This window comes from Sphingomonas koreensis, from assembly GCF_002797435.1.
Taxonomy (GTDB): domain Bacteria; phylum Pseudomonadota; class Alphaproteobacteria; order Sphingomonadales; family Sphingomonadaceae; genus Sphingomonas; species Sphingomonas koreensis.
The window spans coordinates 3,485,728-3,501,529 of the sequence record NZ_PGEN01000001.1 but is presented as its reverse complement, the minus strand read 5'-3'; the positions used below and the strand labels follow the sequence as shown (position 1 = coordinate 3,501,529).

General features: G+C 67.5%; 19 protein-coding genes. 10 read left to right on the top strand and 9 right to left on the bottom strand.

The window, feature by feature from the left end; genetic code table 11:
• Nucleotides 1-43: 43 nt before the first annotated feature.
• On the bottom strand, nt 44-1,816 hold the full coding sequence (locus BDW16_RS16660; protein WP_066576845.1) for an SLC13 family permease: 1,773 nt from the start codon (nt 1,814-1,816) through the stop codon (nt 44-46).
• A gap of 59 nt (nt 1,817-1,875) precedes the next feature.
• On the bottom strand, nt 1,876-2,100 hold the full coding sequence (locus BDW16_RS16655) for a hypothetical protein (protein WP_066576852.1): 225 nt from the start codon (nt 2,098-2,100) through the stop codon (nt 1,876-1,878).
• 183 nt (nt 2,101-2,283) lie between these two features.
• Between BDW16_RS16655 and BDW16_RS16650 the strand changes: the two genes are divergently transcribed.
• Entirely contained in the window at nt 2,284-2,481 is a 198-nt protein-coding gene (locus tag BDW16_RS16650) for a hypothetical protein (protein WP_066576855.1), read from the top strand.
• A 6-nt stretch (nt 2,482-2,487) separates the two neighbouring features.
• Here BDW16_RS16650 and BDW16_RS16645 read toward each other — a convergent pair whose 3' ends face one another.
• Together BDW16_RS16645 and BDW16_RS16640 are read right to left on the bottom strand one after the other, a co-directional pair.
• Entirely contained in the window at nt 2,488-3,624 is a 1,137-nt protein-coding gene (locus BDW16_RS16645) for an alpha/beta fold hydrolase (protein ID WP_125958796.1), read from the bottom strand.
• Between the two features lie 59 nt (nt 3,625-3,683).
• Nucleotides 3,684-4,304, bottom strand: coding sequence for a S24 family peptidase (locus BDW16_RS16640; protein ID WP_066576860.1), 621 nt, complete (start codon nt 4,302-4,304; stop codon nt 3,684-3,686).
• Nucleotides 4,305-4,403: 99 nt separating this feature from the next.
• Between BDW16_RS16640 and BDW16_RS16635 the strand changes: the two genes are divergently transcribed.
• Together BDW16_RS16635 and BDW16_RS16630 are read left to right on the top strand one after the other, a co-directional pair.
• On the top strand, nt 4,404-4,592 hold the full coding sequence (locus BDW16_RS16635) for a hypothetical protein (protein ID WP_066576861.1): 189 nt from the start codon (nt 4,404-4,406) through the stop codon (nt 4,590-4,592).
• Nucleotides 4,589-4,903, top strand: coding sequence for a hypothetical protein (locus BDW16_RS16630; protein WP_241230464.1), 315 nt, complete (start codon nt 4,589-4,591; stop codon nt 4,901-4,903). Before BDW16_RS16635 ends, BDW16_RS16630 begins: the two co-directional genes overlap by 4 nt.
• Here BDW16_RS16630 and BDW16_RS16625 read toward each other — a convergent pair.
• Nucleotides 4,900-5,961, bottom strand: coding sequence for a hypothetical protein (locus BDW16_RS16625; protein WP_066576864.1), 1,062 nt, complete (start codon nt 5,959-5,961; stop codon nt 4,900-4,902). The two genes, BDW16_RS16630 and BDW16_RS16625, sit on opposite strands and share 4 nt — an antisense overlap.
• Nucleotides 5,931-7,172 carry a TIGR04063 family PEP-CTERM/XrtA system glycosyltransferase gene (locus tag BDW16_RS16620; RefSeq protein ID WP_066576866.1) on the bottom strand — a complete coding sequence of 414 codons (1,242 nt, stop codon included), beginning with the start codon at nt 7,170-7,172 and terminating at the stop codon, nt 5,931-5,933. Before BDW16_RS16620 ends, BDW16_RS16625 begins: the two co-directional genes overlap by 31 nt.
• A 102-nt stretch (nt 7,173-7,274) precedes the next feature.
• Between BDW16_RS16620 and BDW16_RS21510 the strand changes: the two genes are divergently transcribed.
• The 3 genes from BDW16_RS21510 to BDW16_RS16610 are packed head-to-tail and all read left to right on the top strand — an operon-like array spanning nt 7,275 to nt 10,535.
• A complete protein-coding gene (locus tag BDW16_RS21510) occupies nt 7,275-7,421 on the top strand; it encodes a hypothetical protein (RefSeq protein WP_164519399.1) in 147 nt (48 codons plus the stop codon).
• The gene (locus BDW16_RS16615; protein ID WP_066576868.1) at nt 7,414-8,775 is read left to right on the top strand and encodes a DUF5935 domain-containing protein; all 1,362 of its coding nucleotides are present in this window, start codon (nt 7,414-7,416) and stop codon (nt 8,773-8,775) included. The genes BDW16_RS21510 and BDW16_RS16615 overlap by 8 nt, the downstream gene beginning before the upstream one ends.
• A gap of 17 nt (nt 8,776-8,792) precedes the next feature.
• On the top strand, nt 8,793-10,535 hold the full coding sequence (locus tag BDW16_RS16610; RefSeq protein WP_066576870.1) for an asparagine synthetase B family protein: 1,743 nt from the start codon (nt 8,793-8,795) through the stop codon (nt 10,533-10,535).
• A 16-nt stretch (nt 10,536-10,551) separates the two neighbouring features.
• Here the strand turns inward: BDW16_RS16610 and BDW16_RS16605 are convergent, their stop codons facing one another.
• The 3 genes from BDW16_RS16605 to BDW16_RS16595 all read right to left on the bottom strand — a co-directional run bounded on the left by BDW16_RS16605 (nt 10,552) and on the right by BDW16_RS16595 (nt 13,332).
• Nucleotides 10,552-11,421 carry a dienelactone hydrolase family protein gene (locus tag BDW16_RS16605; RefSeq protein ID WP_066576873.1) on the bottom strand — a complete coding sequence of 290 codons (870 nt, stop codon included), beginning with the start codon at nt 11,419-11,421 and terminating at the stop codon, nt 10,552-10,554.
• An 86-nt stretch (nt 11,422-11,507) separates the two neighbouring features.
• The gene (locus tag BDW16_RS16600; RefSeq protein WP_066576877.1) at nt 11,508-12,602 is read right to left on the bottom strand and encodes an MBL fold metallo-hydrolase; all 1,095 of its coding nucleotides are present in this window, start codon (nt 12,600-12,602) and stop codon (nt 11,508-11,510) included.
• 76 nt (nt 12,603-12,678) lie between these two features.
• On the bottom strand, nt 12,679-13,332 hold the full coding sequence (locus BDW16_RS16595) for a DUF1013 domain-containing protein (RefSeq protein ID WP_066576879.1): 654 nt from the start codon (nt 13,330-13,332) through the stop codon (nt 12,679-12,681).
• 203 nt (nt 13,333-13,535) lie between these two features.
• On the opposite strand from BDW16_RS16595, the gene BDW16_RS16590 reads away from it, so the two are divergent.
• The 4 genes from BDW16_RS16590 (at nt 13,536) to BDW16_RS16580 (ending at nt 15,801) form a co-directional block, all read left to right on the top strand.
• Nucleotides 13,536-13,811: a hypothetical protein gene (locus tag BDW16_RS16590; protein WP_066576882.1), complete on the top strand. Its 276-nt coding sequence runs from the start codon at nt 13,536-13,538 to the stop codon at nt 13,809-13,811.
• A gap of 61 nt (nt 13,812-13,872) precedes the next feature.
• Nucleotides 13,873-14,037, top strand: coding sequence for a hypothetical protein (locus BDW16_RS21385; RefSeq protein ID WP_157081387.1), 165 nt, complete (start codon nt 13,873-13,875; stop codon nt 14,035-14,037).
• Nucleotides 14,034-14,975, top strand: a complete 942-nt coding sequence (locus BDW16_RS16585; RefSeq protein ID WP_066576884.1) for an aldo/keto reductase — start codon at nt 14,034-14,036, stop codon at nt 14,973-14,975. Before BDW16_RS21385 ends, BDW16_RS16585 begins: the two co-directional genes overlap by 4 nt.
• A gap of 1 nt (nt 14,976) precedes the next feature.
• Nucleotides 14,977-15,801: a phytanoyl-CoA dioxygenase family protein gene (locus tag BDW16_RS16580; RefSeq protein ID WP_066576886.1), complete on the top strand. Its 825-nt coding sequence runs from the start codon at nt 14,977-14,979 to the stop codon at nt 15,799-15,801.
• The last annotated feature ends 1 nt before the right edge of the window (nt 15,802 follow it).

Sequence of the window (15,802 nt, the reverse complement as noted above, 5' to 3'; positions counted from 1 at the left end):
TCCTGTGGTGATAACCGTGCTCAACCTAGGTAGCGCCCGCGCCTCACGCAACCGGCCACACCCACAGGATCAACGGCGTTCCCACCACCAGCACCAGCAGCGACAGCGGCGCGCCCAGCCGGGCATAGTCGCTGAACCTGTAGCCGCCCGGACCCATTACCAGCGTGTTGCACTGGTGCCCGATCGGGGTCAGGAAATCGCACCCTGCCCCCACCGCCGTCGCCATCAGGAACGCCTCAGGCCTCAGGCCCAGATCGCCCGCGAACGTCGCGGCGATCGGCGCCATCACCAGCACCGTCGCCGCGTTGTTCAGGAACGGCGTCACTGCCATCGCCGCCGCCATGATCAGCGCCACCGCGCCCCATGGCGGGAGCGACGCCGCGGTCAGCGACAGCCAGTTGCCGATGATCTCCGTCACGCCCGTGGCGCGCAGCGTGTCGCTGACCGGGATCAATGCGCCCAGCATGATCAGGATCGGCCATTCGACATGCTCATAGGCGTCGCGCACCGGTAGCGCGCCGGTGATCACCACCGCGGCGGCGGCGGCGAAGAAGGCGATCGTCACCGGCACCACACCCGTCGCCGTCGCCGCCATCGCGACGGCCAGGATCGCGATCGGCAACAAGCCCTTGCGCACGCTGCCCAGCCGCAGTTCGCGCTCGGCCAGCGGCAGCGCACCCAGCTCGTTCAGCGTCTGCGGCAGACCGCCCAGCGGCCCTTGCAACACGATCACGTCGCCTGCGCGGAAGACCACGTTGGGCATGCGCCGAACGATCCGTTCGCCCTGTCGCGACACCGCGATCAGGTTGATGCCGAAGCGCTGGCGCAACATCAGCGACCCCGCCGTTCCGCCCACCAGCGGCGATCCGGCCGAGACCACCGCCTCGATCACGCCGATCTCCTCACCTTCTTCGCTCTCCGGCGCTTCGCTGGTGCCGACGAAATCGAGCTTGTCGCGTGCGATCGCGCGTTCGAGGCTGTCGGGTGCACCGCCCAGGATCAGGATGTCGCCCTCGCGCAGCACGGTGCCTGGCGCCGGGGTCGCGCGAATGCCGTCGCGCAGGAACATGGAGATCGTCACTTCCTGCTCGTGCCGGGCGATGAAGTCCTCCACCCGCTCGCCCACCGCCGCCGACTGTTCGACGATCTTCGCCTCGGTCGCATAGTCGTGGATGTCGAGCGCTTCGCCCATCGTCGGCGCCGCGCGCCGGTCGAGCGGAAGCAGCCGGTATCCGAAGCGCAGGAAGATCAGCCCGACGACGGTGAGGCCGAGTCCGACCGGTGCATAGTCGAACATGTGGAAGGGCTGCCCCGTCATTTCCTCGCGTACGCGGCTGACGATGATGTTGGGCGAGGTGCCGATCAGCGTGATCAGCCCGCCGAGCAGCGAGGCGAATGCCATCGGCATCAGAAAGGCGGATGGCGAGGTGTCCGACTTCTTCGCCATCTGGAACGCGGCGGGCATCATCATCGCCAGCGCGCCGATATTCTTGACCAGCGCCGATCCCAGGCCGACGCTCGCGGCAAGCAGCAGCAATTGCGAGCGCACGGTCGTCACATGCTTTTGCAGCCGGCGCATCAGCCCCTCGATCGCGCCCGATCGCTGAACCGCGCCCGACAGCACCAACGCGGATCCGACGATGATGACGATATCGTCCGAAAAGCCGCGAAAGGCATCGGCAGGCTTGACGATGCCCGCGACGACCGCTGCGAGCAGCGCCATCACCGCGACGACATCGTACCGGAACCTGCCCCATAGAAACATCGCCATCATGCCCACCAGCACAGCGACGGACAGAAACTGCGGTAATGTCATGAAGCCCCCATGCGTTCTAAACGCCGGGATGCCAACAGGTTTCCGTCAGCCGGAACGGGTCAGTGAACGGTGCCCACCGCGCGCGGGACGCTCATCAGCACGATCAACCGCTCGATCTGGCGCCAGCGGCAGAAATTGATGTGGTTGCCGAGGTCGCGATACCGGTCCGCACGCGCCGCCGCCTCGAAGCCAGCATCGTCGCCGAACGCCGCGATCAGCTCGGCGGCGTCAGTCACATGGGCGCGATCGGCCAGATAGGGAAGAGTGGATATCGAAAGCGACATGGAAAGGCGCACTCCGGCGGTGATGCGCGTTGAACACGCACCCCCCATGCCATCATCGGCAAACTCCCGCATTCCGGGGCCTCCCAAGGGTAAACCGCTGGAAACCATACGCCTTTCCGCCGTGCCACACGTTCCGCATCGGGACAGTGGCGTCCCGGCGCGGGACGTGGCAAGGGGAACAGGATGGACCGCAAGCCCGCCCCCAAAGCCGGAAGCAGCGCCCCCGTTGCGGGCGGCGCATTGCTCGCCTTCAGCCTGATCGCCGGCGCCGTGATCGGCGTGCGCAACGGCCAGCCCTCGCTCGGCTTCATCGGCGGACTGGGTGTCGGCCTCGCCCTGCTGCTGATCGTCGCGCTGATCGACCGCGCACGGCGCCGCTGACCGCGTCTAGATCCGCCCGCAATCGCTCGGAGCGCGCTGGCCAGCGAAGCGCGCGTCGATCCAGTCGAGTGTCTGCGCAGCTTCGGTCCGCGCCACCGTCGCATGCTCGCCGCCCGGTATCGAGATATAGCGCACGGCTTTGCCCGCACGGCAGGCTCGGCGCGCGAAATCGCGGACGACGGCGGGCGCGACGATCACATCGGCGCTTCCGGTGGCGATCAGCAGCGGCGAGGGCGCATTGGCAGGCGAGACGCTGTTCTCACGCATCAGCCGGCCCCAGGGCTGCTGCTTGCTGAGGTCGAGGTTGCGGATGGCGCGCTGAACCGTGACGATGCCCAGGATCGTGCTGAGCTTCGGCTTCTTGTGCGTCTCGATGCAATAATTGTCGGAAAGCCGGGTCATGATAGTCTGCGTCGAGCGATTGCCGAGCGCACTCATCGGGATGCCGTAGTGACGTGACCAGCTCGTCGCCGTGTATGCCGTCAGCAGCGCCCGCGCATTCTTGTCGCTGCCCTCCATCATGTTGCGCGCCAGATCGGTGGGCGGCACGATCGCTGCGACCCCCATCAGATTGAGTTCCGGCGCATAGCTTCGCGCAAGCTGCCCGGTCCACAGCGCGGCATGCCCGCCCTGCGATTCGCCCCACACGGCAAAGCGCAGACCGGTATTGGCGCCGCGAATGTCGCGCGCCGCGCGCACCGCATCGAGCACGGAACGCCCGGTGCTGACGCCGACCAGCGCAGGGTGGGCCATGGAGGAGCCCAGCCCCGGATAGTCGGGCGCGACGACAGTGTAGCCGCGCGCGATCACGTCCGCGAGCGACGGGATCATCGTGAAATTGGTGTCATCCTTCGACGGTGCGCAACGCTGTGCCACGCCGATCATGCCATGCGTCCATGCGATCACCTTGCCGGGACCGCCGGCCGGCCGCGCCGGAGCGATCACCATGCCGCTTACCTCGATCGGCTGGTTGCGGTCGCTCAGCGTGCGGTAGCGCACCCGCCAGGCACGCATGCCATCGGGCGCGCTGCCGACCGGTTCGGCGGAGACCAGGGTCCCGGCGCGTTGTGCGGAAGCGGTGGCCGGCATGGTGAGCAGGGCCGCCGCAACGATGCTGGCCAGACTGGCGCGTGCACGATGCATGGCATTGAAATACCACAGGCGCAGCCGAAACGAAAAGCGCGGCAACGCTCGAATTCCGCCTAAACCAGCGCCCGGTGAAGCCACACCACCCGCCCGACGACATCGATCGAGCGCAGCGGCACCACTTCGCGCCCGAAGGCGGGATTGTCGCTCACCACCTCGACCTCCTGTCCCATCGCGCGCAGCCGCTTGACCGATACCAGTCCCTCGCGCCGGAACACGTAGATCGCCGGGCGCACGCCCAGCGCGCGCCGCGCGCCATCGACCAGGATCTCGTCGCCATCGCACAGGTTCGGCTCCATCGACGCGCCTTCCACCCGGATCGTCGAGGCCATGTCCGCGCGTACCCCCAGCCGCCGCAGCAGCGCTGGGTCGAGCAGCAATTCGCTGCGCCGTTCGGTCTCGACCAACCGCCCGCGTCCCGCCGCCGCGCCGGCATCGACCCGCGCCACCGGTACCAGCCCCTCCACCGCCGGCCCGCCCAGCGCCGCATCGCTCAGGCCCAGATAGCGCGCCAGCTTGCGCCGGTCGGCCTCCGCCAGCAGGCGCGGCGAACCGCGCGTCACGAACTGCTGCAGATAAGCGGCGTTACGCCCGATCAGCCGCGACAGCGCCGCCAGCGACTCCCCCCGCGCCACGGCCGCACGCTCCAGCGCTTCGCGTTGCTCGATCGATTCCATGGTCCGAACATAGCCGTAGGATTTTTCCTAGACAAGTTGGAAATGAGAACATTTAATGAACATCTGAAAGCGAGCGAGTCGGGAGAACAGGAGTGATCGATGGCGATTTTGGGCAAGGTGGAACGGTATCTGCGCAAGCACGGCATCCCGGCCACCAAATTCGGGCGGCTGGCGGTACGCGATCCGCGGCTGGTCGGCGATTTGCGCAATGGGCGGGAATTGCGCGCAAGGACGCTGGCGCGGGTCGAGGCGTTTCTCGCCAAGCCGCCGCCGCAGGCGCAACCATGAGCCGCTGGCCCGATCCGGGCACACAGCTTGAGCGTGCCCTGGTACGAGGCGCCGCCGAGGCGGGTATCGCGCTGCATGTGGAATCGGCCGCGTCGACGCCATGGGCCAGCGTGACCTTCACCGGCGCACGTCATCGCCTGCGGGCTGCCGCCCCGGCCTCGCCTGCGCTGGATATCTGGCTGGCAACCCTGTCCGAAGCCGAGTTCCGCCTGCGCGGTCATCTCGTTGCCGATCTGGCCGTAGCGGAGGAAGCGCGCGCCAACGGACAGGCCGAGGTGACGCTAGAGATCCTGACGGTCGAGGATTGCTAAGCGCGAACCGCCATCTTGCGGAGTGCGGCAAGCGCGCCTTCCAGCCCCGAAGCGGGCGGCGCGGGCTCGGGCGCCTCGTTGCGGACCTGCGCCGCCGGCTCGGCTGGCGGCACAGGTTCCGGCTGCGGCGCCGATTCGGCCTGCGGCGCGTGATGCACACGCCGGGCGATGCCGCGCTCCAGCCGGTCGAGCAGCGCATGGACGCTGGCATCGGTCTCGGGCGCGGCGAGGCTTTCGGCCTGAACGGGCGGCTGGGGCGGGGCTGCCGGGCGCACCGGCGGGGTCAATTCGAACGTCTCGAACCGCTCGCCCTCGGCCAACACCGGTTTGACCGGCGCGCGCGCCAGCGGCGCGAGTGGCGGCGGCGGCGCCAGCGGCACATCGCGGATCGCCGACGGATCGAACGCCGAGAGCGGCTGATCGAGATCGGCCGGCAGCGGCTGCGGCGCGGGAGGGATGACGGGCGGCGGAGTTTCTGCCGCCGCGGGCGGAATCGAAACGGCTGGAATCGTCTCGGCCGGGGGCGCGGGCGAGCCCATCGCAATGACGGGTTCGGGCGGCAATTCGGGAAGGTCGAGATCGCGAACCTCGGCCGTCTCCCGACTGTGCGCGGCCGCTACGTGCACATCGGCCTCGATCGGCTCCGGTTCGGCCACCATGCCCTTCGCCCGGAAGGGCGCGCCAAGGTCGCGGTTGGCCAGCAACGGCGCACGCGGCGGCGCATCCGGATGCGCATCGGCGCGGCGAATCACCGGCATCCGCTCCCCCGGTTCATCGACGCGGCGCGAATCGCGCCACATCAGCAAAGCCGAAAGTGCGAACCAGGCGATCAGCGCGGCCACCCCGCCTGCAAACACCCCGACGCAGATTCGCGCCGTCGCACCCAGCGGCGGCTCGGCAGCCGGGATGAAGGCGGCGATGCCGCTCGTCACCACGATGTCCTCAAGCAGCCCGTACGGAATCACCAGCGTCGCCAGTGTGGCGAGCACACCAGCGGCCCCGGCGCCGGCCAGCGCGAGATTGGGGGTCAGACGTTGAACGAAGTCTTGCGCAACCATTTCCCGGACCGTGAGCGTGCTTCGATGATCTTTTGGTAAACAGGTTCGTAGCGTGAAATGTTTGACGACCAGTTACGCTCATTCTCGACGAATGCCCGCCCCCGTTCGCGCTGAGCGTCCCAGCCGCCGCGATTCTCGAATACCCCCGCCACCGCCTTCGCCAGTGCCGCCGGATCATCGGGCGGGAACAGGGTGCCGGTGTCGCCGTCGCGTATCAGCTCGCGATGCCCGCCCACGTCCGACGCCGCGACCAGCCGCCGCTGCGCCATCGCTTCCAGCGGCTTGAGCGGCGTCACCAGATCGGTCAGCCGCATATGCTTGCGCGGATAGACCAGCAGGTCGATCAGCGAATAATAGCGTTCGACCTGCTCGTGCGGCACGCGGCCGACGAAATGGATCGCATCCGCCGCGCTCGACGCCTTGGCCTGCGCGCGGAGCTTCTCTTCCATCGGCCCGCCGCCGACCATCAGCAGCCGTGCCTTTGGACGCGCCGCCACCAGCGCCGGCATCGCCGCGATCAGATCGTCCAGCCCCTCATAGTCATAGAAGCTGCCGATGAAGCCGATCACCTCGGCATCGTCGAGCCGCCATTCGGCCGACAGCGCGGCGTCGCGCGCCGGCGGCTCGCCGAACAGGTGCAGGTCGACGCCATTGGGCGAGATCATGATCTTGCCGCCATCGATGCCGCGCGCGACCAGATCGCGCTTCAGCCCTTCGCAGATCACCGCCACGGCATCGGCGCGTTTGCAGGCATAGGTCTCGAGCCCGCGGGTCGCCCGGTATTTGAGCGATCCCTCGCTTCCGGTGCCGTTGCCGACCGCGGCATCCTCCCAAAAGGCGCGGATCTCGTAGAGCAAGGGAATCCCGTGCTTCTTCGACGCGCGCATCGCCGCCAGCGGATCGATCACCGGCGAATGGGCATGGAGGATATCGGGACGGAACTGCTGCACGACCTGGTCGATCCGCCGCGCGAACGCCGCGATCTCCGCGGCCTCGCCGACCACTGGCGGCAGACGCCGCATCTGCCTGGTGCGGTGGAAATCGATCCCGTCGAGCGTCTCGAACGGCGCGTCGCCCGTGTGGTATCGCGGCCCGGTGACACCGGCGACGGTCCAGCCGCGCTCCATCTGCGCCTTCAGGATCGCGCGGGTACGGAAGGTATAGCCGCTATGGAGTGGCAGCGAATGATCGAGGACGTGCAATATGCGCATGATAGGAGGCCCCTTGCCACGCCAGCACTTAACGCCGCGTCAACCTCACCGCGCTAGTAAAAATGCGGTTTGGGGACCCAGACGCGTGAAGGGACGGCAACGATGATCGACAGTCTGGTGCTGGGCCTGACCCATGGGTTGCTGCTGCTCACCGCCTGGCGCCTGATCCACAGCCCCGCGCTCGACGACGAGAACGCCCCGCCCCCGAACGAGGCACCGCGCAACCGCTGGGGCCGCAAGCGTGCGTGATCTAGCCTTTATCGCGTTCCTGGCGGCGATCTTCGGCCTTGGCTTCCGCCGGCCGTTCCTGTTCGTCCTGGCGTATGTCTATATCGACGTCGTCTCGCCCCAGCGGATGAGCTATTTCTTGCTCAACGCCTTCCCGATCTCGGCGATGGCGGTGGCGTTCGCTGTCCTCTCCTGGCTTGCCTTCGACGACAAGAAGGACACGCGTGTCGCCCCGCGCCAGGGGCTGATGCTGGCGCTGCTCGCCTATTGCTACTGGACGACGACGCGCGCGGATTTTCCGATCGACGCGGCCTATAAATGGGACTGGGTATGGAAGGCGCTGGCTTTCGCCATCTTCCTCCCCCTCACCTTGCGTACCAAGCTGCGAATCGAAGCATTGCTGCTGTTCATGCTGCTCTCGGTCGCGACGATCATCATCGCGGGCGGGCTCAAGACCGCACTGGGCGGCGGCGGCTATGGCCAGCTCAAGCTGTTCGTCGACAATAATTCCGGCCTGTTCGAGGGCAGCATCATCTCCGCCGTCGCGATCTGCGTGATCCCGCTGATCCTGTGGTTCACCCGCTACGGCACGATCTTCCCGCCCGACTGGCGCGTGAAGACCTTCGGCTACCTGCTCATCTTCGCCTGCCTGCTGATGCCGATCGGCACCCAGGCGCGGACCGGCCTGCTCTGCGTCGGCCTGCTCGCCGTCCTGATGCTGCGCGACGTCAAACGGCGCATGGTCTATATCGGCGGCGCGGCGGCACTCGCACTCGTCGCCGTCCCCTTCCTCCCCACCGCGTTCAGCGAGCGCATGGGCACAATCCGCACCTACAAGGCCGACGCCTCCGCATCGACCCGGATCGCGGTGTGGCAATGGACGCTCGACTATGTGAAGGACCACCCGTTCGGCGGCGGGTTCGAGGCCTATCGCCAGAACGAGATCAAGTACGACAAGATCGAGATGGTCGGCGAAGGCGCCAGCGTCACCGTCGTCCGCACGCCCGAGATCGACAAGTCGCGTGCCTATCACTCGGCCTATTTCGAGATGCTGGGCGAGCAGGGATGGCCCGGCTTCGCCATCTGGCTGACGATCCACTTCGGCGGCATCATCCGCATGGAAATACTGCGCCGCCGCTACATGAAGGCCCCGCCCGATCAGGCGTGGATCTCGCCGCTCGCGACCGCGCTGCAGCACGCGCACATGATCTATCTGTTCGGCGCGCTGTTCGTCGGCATCGCGCTCAATCCGTTCGTCTACATGCTGGTCGGCGCGCAGATCGGGCTCGACACCTACCTCGCCCGAAAGCGCGCCGAAGAGGGGATGAAGCCCATGCAGAAACGGCGCGATTCCACCGCGCCAGCGCCGGCATGATCGGCTAAGGCGCTCGGATGTCAGGCCTGTTTCTAGCCCGTAACGATGGCTCCGATTTCACTGCCAGTGCCCTGGCGGCGGCGCGCGAAGCGTTCTCGGCACAGAGCTTCCCGGCAGCGGTCGAGCATGTTCTGCCCGGCTGGTCCCTGCTCCACTTCCCCTACATCATCGGCGGCCCGGACGGATTGCTGGTGCGTGGAGAGGAGGTCGCTGCAGCGGCGGGCACCCCGGTCGTCGACGGCAAGTTCGGCAAGGCTGCGCTCGAGGCGCTGCTCGGCATGGACCCGCTCGCGCTCGACTGGCGCCGGATCGGCGGCCAGTTCGTCGCGCTGGTCCGCCGCAATGGCAGGACCTTCCTGTTCGGCGACTATTTCTCCGCCTTCCAGCTGTTTTGCGACACCGGCGACCGGCTCTTCTCGACCTCGCTCCTCGCCGCGGCGGGTGCGATGCCGCGGCTGAGCTTTGACCCGCAGGGCGTGTACGAGCTTGCCTTCAACGTCATGCCGATCGGCGACGACACGGTGTTCGCCGAACTGAAGACGCTTTCACCCTTTGCGGTGATCGAGCTGACCGACAAGGGCATCGTCCGGCACCGCATCGACAAGCCCCTCCCCGCCGCCCCGTCGCGTGCGCCGCTTGCCGAGCAGATCGAACGCCACCGCGCCCCGCTCGCCGCCATCGTCGGTGCACATGTGGCGCAGTTCGGCAACCATGTCCGCAGTCCGTTGTCGGGCGGGCTCGATTCCCGGCTCGTCCTTGCAGCGCTGCGCGAAGCGGGCTGCCATCCTGAGCTCTATGTCTACGGCCTGCCCGGCGACGACGATGTCGAGATCGCGCAGGCGATGGGCGAGGCGTGCGGCTTCGAGGTCGCCTGGACCGACAAATACGCCGAAACCCCCCCGCCCGATGCGTTCCCCGAACTGGTTGCGCGCAACTTCCATCAGTTCGACGGGCTTCCGACCTTCGGCAACATCTTCGACAATGGCGGCCATGGCGAGGCACAGCGCCGCCGGCATGCTGGCGGCGCGCTCGCGGTCTCGGGCGGGTGCGGCGAGATCTACCGCAACTTCTTCTACCTGCCCGACCGCCGCTTCACCGCGCACGACATCGCCCGCACCTTCTTCGCGCGCTTCACGCCGGGCGATGCGACCCCTGGGTTCGATGCCGGCGCGTTCCTCGACGGGATCGCCGCGCGCATCCGCGAGGCGATCGAGCCGCCCGCCGCCACCGGCCGTCTCGATCGTACGCGGATCGAGCAGATCTATCCGCGCATCCGCTGCCGCGCCTTGTTCGGGCGCGAGATCAGCCTTGAGGGCCGCTACAGCCCGTATCTGATGCCCTTCCTGGACCATCAGGTGGTGGCGCAGGCGATGACGATCCCGCTCGGCCTCAAACATGCCGGCCGGTTCGAGGCCGCGTTGCTCAACGCGATCGATCCGCAGCTCGCGGCCCAGCCGTCCGCCTATGGCCATGACTTTACCGGACTGCCCAGCCGCAAGCATCGCTTTGGCGAATGGTCGACGCGCGTCCGCCCGGTCTGGGTCCGCCAGCATAGCTATGCGCTGCGCCGGCGCCTCGGGCCGATGGGCGACGAGCATGGCGGGCTGTTGTCGCCCGACTATATGCACCGCGTGATCGATCTCGAATTCCCGGCGATGCGCCGTTTCTTCCGGATGGACGCGATCACCGACAGCGGCCTGTGGCGCCGCATCGCCAACCTCGAATATCTGGCGGCGGAGCTGGGTTCGAAACTGGTCTAGTTGGCTTCAGCTGGCATCAAGCCAGCGCCTTCCCGAACAGTGCCAGCAGCCGGCCCCACGCCTTCTCGGCCTGAACCTGATTGTACACCGGGCTGTCGGGCGGGCACCAGCCGTGCATCGCGCCGGCATAGACCTCGATCTCGGCAGGCAGCTTCGCCGCGACGAACGCCGCCCGCAGCGTTTCCTTCTCCTGCGGAAAGCGTTTGTCGTCATTCTCGGCGACGGCGATCAGGAAGTTCGCCTTCATCTTCGGGATCAGCAGATGCGGGCTGTCGGGCTTGTCGGTGGCGAGGCCCCCGCCATGAAACGACGCCGCCGCCCGGATGCGGCCCGGAAGCGCCGCGGCGGTCTGCATGATGATCGGGCCACCCATGCAGTAACCGATGGTTCCGGCGCCGCGCTTCGGATCGACCTCCGGCTGCTTGTCGAGAAAGGCGAGGAACGCGCCCGCATCCCGCGCGATCGCGTCAGCGGTCAGCCCCTGCCGCCACTCCATGACGCGCGCGCGCACCTCGGGCTGCTCCCAGGCCTCGCCTTGCTTGAAGATCGGCAAGCCGCTGGTGCGGTAGAACTGGTTCACGGTCAGCACCGCATAGCCCGATTGCGCCAGCCGCTCGCCCATCTTGCGGAAACCCGGGCGCAGCCCGAACACGTCGGGCCAAACCAGCACTGCGGGATGCCGGCCCTTTGCCGGGGCTGTGAAATAGGCCTGCGCGACGCCGTCCGGCGTCTTGATGGTGATGTCGCGATGCTTCAGCGTCTGGGCATTGGCCGGGGCCGGGAGCAGTGCCGCAAGCGCCGCCGCGCCCGTCATCCCGGCGAAGTCGCGCCGCGACACCTTGCCGAAGGTGCGTTCATTGTCGGCGTCGGTCAGATCGTCACACATCGCGCAGCTCTCCCCTGAATCGGCTCGGTGTCCATCCTAGGCGGCGTTCGCCGCGGCACAAACCCGGTTCGACGAACGTCACACGGTCAGGGCGCGCGATACCACCAGACTCCGTCGCGTTCCTCGCGCACCGCGCGCCCCTCGACTTCCAGCCGCCGCAGATGCGCCAGCGTCTCGCCGGTGGCGAGGCCGATCATGCTGCCATCGATCTTCCGCCGGAACATCCGCCCGAAACAATCGACCGCGCGGCGCGGCTCGGTCAGGTGCGCTTCGAGGATATCGAGCCGCTTCAGATGCTCGTCGCGCAGTGCCGCCAGCCGCGCGTGCAGCCCCGTGAACGGCTCGCCATGCGCGGGCAGCACCAGCAGGTCGCCGGGCAGTTCCATCAGCCTGTCGATCGAGGCGAGCCATTCGCCCAGCGGATCGCCCTCCGGCTCGGTCAGGCCGAGCGAGACGTTGGAGCTGATCCGCGGCAGCACCTGATCGCCCGCGATCAGCACGCCTTCGCGCTCGTTCCACAGGCAGGCATGTTCGGGACAATGGCCCGACGCGGTCACCACGCGCCAGTCCGCGCCGCCGATCGCGATGATCTCTCCCTCGACGATGCGCCGGTACGAGAGGGGCAGCGGCGCGACCATCTTGCTCATCCGCCCGAACCCGCCGGCCGAGGCTTCCGCAATCTGCGCCTCGTCCCAACCCGCCGCACGCCAGAAGGCGATCTGCTCGTCGGGCACCACATCGCGCGCATCGGCAGTCAGCACGCGCAGGGTCAACCACTCGCCGCGGGTCATCCACAGTCGCGCTGCGAACTTGCGGCACAGCCAGCCCGCCAGCCCGGCATGATCAGGGTGGAAGTGCGTGCAGATTACCCGCCCCACCGGGCGCTCCGCCAGTGGCTCCGCCGTGAACAATGCACGCCATGCATCGACCGCCTCGGCGATGTTCAGCCCGGTATCGACCGCGGTGGTCGTGTCGCCGTCATCGAGCAGCCAGCAATTGATGTGGTTGAGCGGACCCGGCACCGGCAACCGGATCCAGCGCACGCCACGCGCGATCTCGATTGCCTCGCCCACGCCCGGCACACGCTCACCAAAGGGATAGGTCAGCCCGCGATGGCTGGTCGCGACGAAGCTCTCGTCCTGGGTCAGCGAGACATCGGGGGAAATGACCGGGCGATCCATACCGGAAACATTGACGGCGCGGAACTCGCTTGTCGAGTCGCCGCGCCGCCACGATACCGGAAAATGGAAAAACGGATCAGCTCTTGAACAGATTCTCCGCGGTCGGCTCGGCGTCGCCCGGCTCGCGGGAGGCAGCCTCGCGCTCGGCGCGCAGCTGCTCGATCAGCGCCTCGCGGTCGCCTTCCAGACGCGTATCCACCGGCGCCTCGATCCCTGCGGCCTTCGCCGCCTTCGAAACCGCAGCGTCCAGCTCGCGCTGGCTGGTCAGGCCCAGCGTCACCGGATCCTTCGGGACGATGTTGGCGATGTTCCAGTGGCTGCGGTCGCGGATCGCAGCGATGGTGTTGCGCGTGGTACCGATCAGCTTGCCGATCGCGCCGTCCGAGATCTCTGGATGGTTGCGGATGATCCAGGCGATGCCGTCGGGCTTGTCCTGACGCTTCGACACCGGCGTGTAGCGCGGTCCCTTGGTGCGGCGGACCTGTTCGGGGCCCTTGCTCATCTTCAGGCGGTAGTCGGGATCGGCCTGGCCCTTCTCGATCTCTTCCATCGTCAGCTCGTGCGCGCGGACGGGATCACGGCCGGTCAGCTTGGTCGCGGCGGTGTCGTCCGCGATCGCCTGCACCTCCAGAATGTGCAGGCCGCAGAACTCGGCGATCTGCTCGAACGAGAGCGCTGTGTTGTCGACCAGCCAGGAAGCGGTCGCGTGCGGCATGAGCGGCTGGGCCACGTCAAAGTCTCCAGAAACAATAAGGGCCGCCCTCACCGGGCGGCCGTTCGTGCTGGCTGATTTACGCGTATGGGGTCGTCGAGGCAAGCGTCTTGGGCATTTCGCCTCGCCTATGGGCTCGAAACTTGCCCCGGGCGGCGCAGGGACATAGGTTTGCATGAGGGTGCCCCGCGGCTCCCCTGCCCTATCAAAGAGGAAACCGCATGAAACGAGTCCTTCTTCCCCTCACCGCCGTCGCAGCGCTCGGCCTCGCCGCGTGCAGCGACAAGGCCAAGAACGAAGCGGCCGAGGCGGCCAACGCGATCGGCGCCGACGTCAACGCCACCATGTCCGACGCCGAACAGGACGTCAAAGCCGCTACCGAGGGCGCGCTCGGCACTGCCGAGAACACCGCCGACAGCATCGGCAACACGATCAGCGAAGGGGCAGACAAGGTCGGCAACGCCGTCGAGGCCGCGCACGGCGAGCTCAAGAAGTAAGCGTTTCGGGGCTGCCGCAATGGCAGCCCCGCCTGTCCTCCCGGTCGATCGAGGTGCCGTGATGCGTGCCCTGCTTTTTCTTCCGCTGGCGCTGCTCGCCGCATGCAATTCGGCCGATGACACTACCGGCGTCACCGCGGACGAGGCGGCGCAGCTCAACGCCGCCGCCGACATGCTCGACATCAACGCGACCGAGCCGACGCCCCCGCCCGCGGAGGAGAAATGAGGATGCGGCGGATCGGCGTCACCGATATCGAAACGCCGCCGATGGTGTTCGGCGGCAATGTCTTCGGCTGGACCGCCGATCGCGAAACCAGCTTCGCCCTGCTCGACCGATTCGCTGATGCGGGCGGCACGCTGGTCGATACCGCCGACGTCTATTCGGCCTGGGTCGCCGGCCATCAGGGCGGCGAGTCCGAGACGCTGATCGGCGAGTGGATGCAGGCACGCGGCAAGCGCATCGGCATCGCCACCAAGGTCGGGATGCTGCCCGGCGAGGGCGGCGAGAAGCTGGCCCCGGCCCGCATCGCCGCCGCCTGCGACGCGTCGCTCAAGCGGCTCGGAGTCGAGACGATCGACCTCTATTACGCGCATCAGGACGACGAGAATGTTCCGCAGGAAGAGGTTCTGGCTGCATTCCAGACGCTGATCGACGCCGGCAAGGTGCGCCACATCGCAGCGTCGAACTTCTCCGCCACGCGGCTCAAATCGGCGCTCGACATCGCCGCGCGCGACGGGCTGCCGCATTACCGTGCGCTTCAGCCCGAATATAATCTCGTCAGCCGCCACCGGTTCGAGGGCGAGCTTCAGGACCTGTGCGTCACGCACAATATCGGCGTGCTGCCTTATTACGGCCTCGCCTCGGGCTTCCTCACCGGCAAGTATCGCGGCGAAGCGGATCTCGGGAAGAGCGTGCGCGGCGCCCGCATGACCGCTTTTCTGGAGGGCAAGGGCCGCCCCGTCCTGGAGGCGATGGACCAGGTCGCCGTGGAGACCGGTGCCACGCTCTCGCAGATCGCGCTCGCCTGGCTTGCCGCGCAGCCCGGCATCGCAGCGCCGATCGCCAGCGCGACCAGCGTGGCGCAGCTCGACGAGCTGATCGCCGGCTGGGATCTCGCGCTTTCACAGGATCAACTCGACAGGCTTACCGCTGCAGGAGTGTAGAATGGATCATGTCGCCGCGTATCTGGACCAGGGCTATGCCATCGTCCGTGGCGTGTTCTCTCCCACTGAAATCGCGGCGATCGGCGCCGCGGTCGATCAGGTCCACGAAGAGGGGGTGGCGCACGGCCGCAGCTTCCGGCACGGCAACCTCTTCTACAATGTCGCCCCCGATGCCGACGGCACGCCGCTCGTCCGCATGGTCCAGTGGCCCTCCTATCACAATGCCGCGCTCAACGCCGTCCGGCTCGATCCACGCTACCACGCCATCCTCGCGCCGCTGATCGGCTCCGATCTCAAGCAGATCATCAACCAGCTGCACTGGAAGGCGCCGGGTTCGCTCGGCGACTTCGCCTGGCATCAGGATTCGCGCTTCCGCAAGCCGGACAGCGTCTATCGCAACCTCGGCACGTCCTATGTCCAGACGGGGCTCGCGATCGATCCGCACACGCCGGAAAGCGGCGCGATGCGCTTCATCCCGCGCAGCCACGCCGCCGGCGCGCTCGATCTCGATACCTCCACCGAGGTGCTCGGCACCGAGATGAGCGACGATGCCCTGATCGCCGCGGGAATCGATCCCGCGCAGGTCGTCGATCTCGTCCTCGATCCGGGTGACGTCGCGCTGTGGAACCCCTATCTGGTTCACGGCTCGGGCCGGAACCGCGCGGATCATCAGCGCCGCCTCTACATCAACGGCTATGTCGCCGCAGCCGATTGCGACCGCGGCGAATGGGCATTCCGGGACGGCAAGCCCGTCCCGCTCGGCCCCGAGCCGGCGCTGGTCCATTACGAGGAACTGCTCGAGGATCCCCACCCCCATTATGTCTAGG

Excerpts from the sequence above, each read along its gene's own strand:
- BDW16_RS16630 (WP_241230464.1), top strand. The coding sequence starts at position 4,589 with ATGAGCCGCTGGCCCGATCCGGGCACACAGCTTGAGCGTGCCCTGGTA.
- BDW16_RS21385 (WP_157081387.1), top strand. The coding sequence starts at position 13,873 with ATGCGTGCCCTGCTTTTTCTTCCGCTGGCGCTGCTCGCCGCATGCAAT.
- BDW16_RS21510 (WP_164519399.1), top strand. The coding sequence starts at position 7,275 with ATGATCGACAGTCTGGTGCTGGGCCTGACCCATGGGTTGCTGCTGCTC.
- BDW16_RS16580 (WP_066576886.1), top strand. The coding sequence starts at position 14,977 with ATGGATCATGTCGCCGCGTATCTGGACCAGGGCTATGCCATCGTCCGT.
- BDW16_RS16660 (WP_066576845.1), bottom strand. The coding sequence starts at position 1,816 with ATGACATTACCGCAGTTTCTGTCCGTCGCTGTGCTGGTGGGCATGATG.
- BDW16_RS16650 (WP_066576855.1), top strand. The coding sequence starts at position 2,284 with ATGGACCGCAAGCCCGCCCCCAAAGCCGGAAGCAGCGCCCCCGTTGCG.
- BDW16_RS16585 (WP_066576884.1), top strand. The coding sequence starts at position 14,034 with ATGAGGATGCGGCGGATCGGCGTCACCGATATCGAAACGCCGCCGATG.
- BDW16_RS16635 (WP_066576861.1), top strand. The coding sequence starts at position 4,404 with ATGGCGATTTTGGGCAAGGTGGAACGGTATCTGCGCAAGCACGGCATC.
- BDW16_RS16590 (WP_066576882.1), top strand. The coding sequence starts at position 13,536 with ATGAAACGAGTCCTTCTTCCCCTCACCGCCGTCGCAGCGCTCGGCCTC.
- BDW16_RS16605 (WP_066576873.1), bottom strand. The coding sequence starts at position 11,421 with ATGTGTGACGATCTGACCGACGCCGACAATGAACGCACCTTCGGCAAG.
- BDW16_RS16610 (WP_066576870.1), top strand. The coding sequence starts at position 8,793 with ATGTCAGGCCTGTTTCTAGCCCGTAACGATGGCTCCGATTTCACTGCC.
- BDW16_RS16655 (WP_066576852.1), bottom strand. The coding sequence starts at position 2,100 with ATGTCGCTTTCGATATCCACTCTTCCCTATCTGGCCGATCGCGCCCAT.
- BDW16_RS16645 (WP_125958796.1), bottom strand. The coding sequence starts at position 3,624 with ATGCATCGTGCACGCGCCAGTCTGGCCAGCATCGTTGCGGCGGCCCTG.
- BDW16_RS16625 (WP_066576864.1), bottom strand. The coding sequence starts at position 5,961 with ATGGTTGCGCAAGACTTCGTTCAACGTCTGACCCCCAATCTCGCGCTG.
- BDW16_RS16620 (WP_066576866.1), bottom strand. The coding sequence starts at position 7,172 with ATGCGCATATTGCACGTCCTCGATCATTCGCTGCCACTCCATAGCGGC.
- BDW16_RS16640 (WP_066576860.1), bottom strand. The coding sequence starts at position 4,304 with ATGGAATCGATCGAGCAACGCGAAGCGCTGGAGCGTGCGGCCGTGGCG.
- BDW16_RS16600 (WP_066576877.1), bottom strand. The coding sequence starts at position 12,602 with ATGGATCGCCCGGTCATTTCCCCCGATGTCTCGCTGACCCAGGACGAG.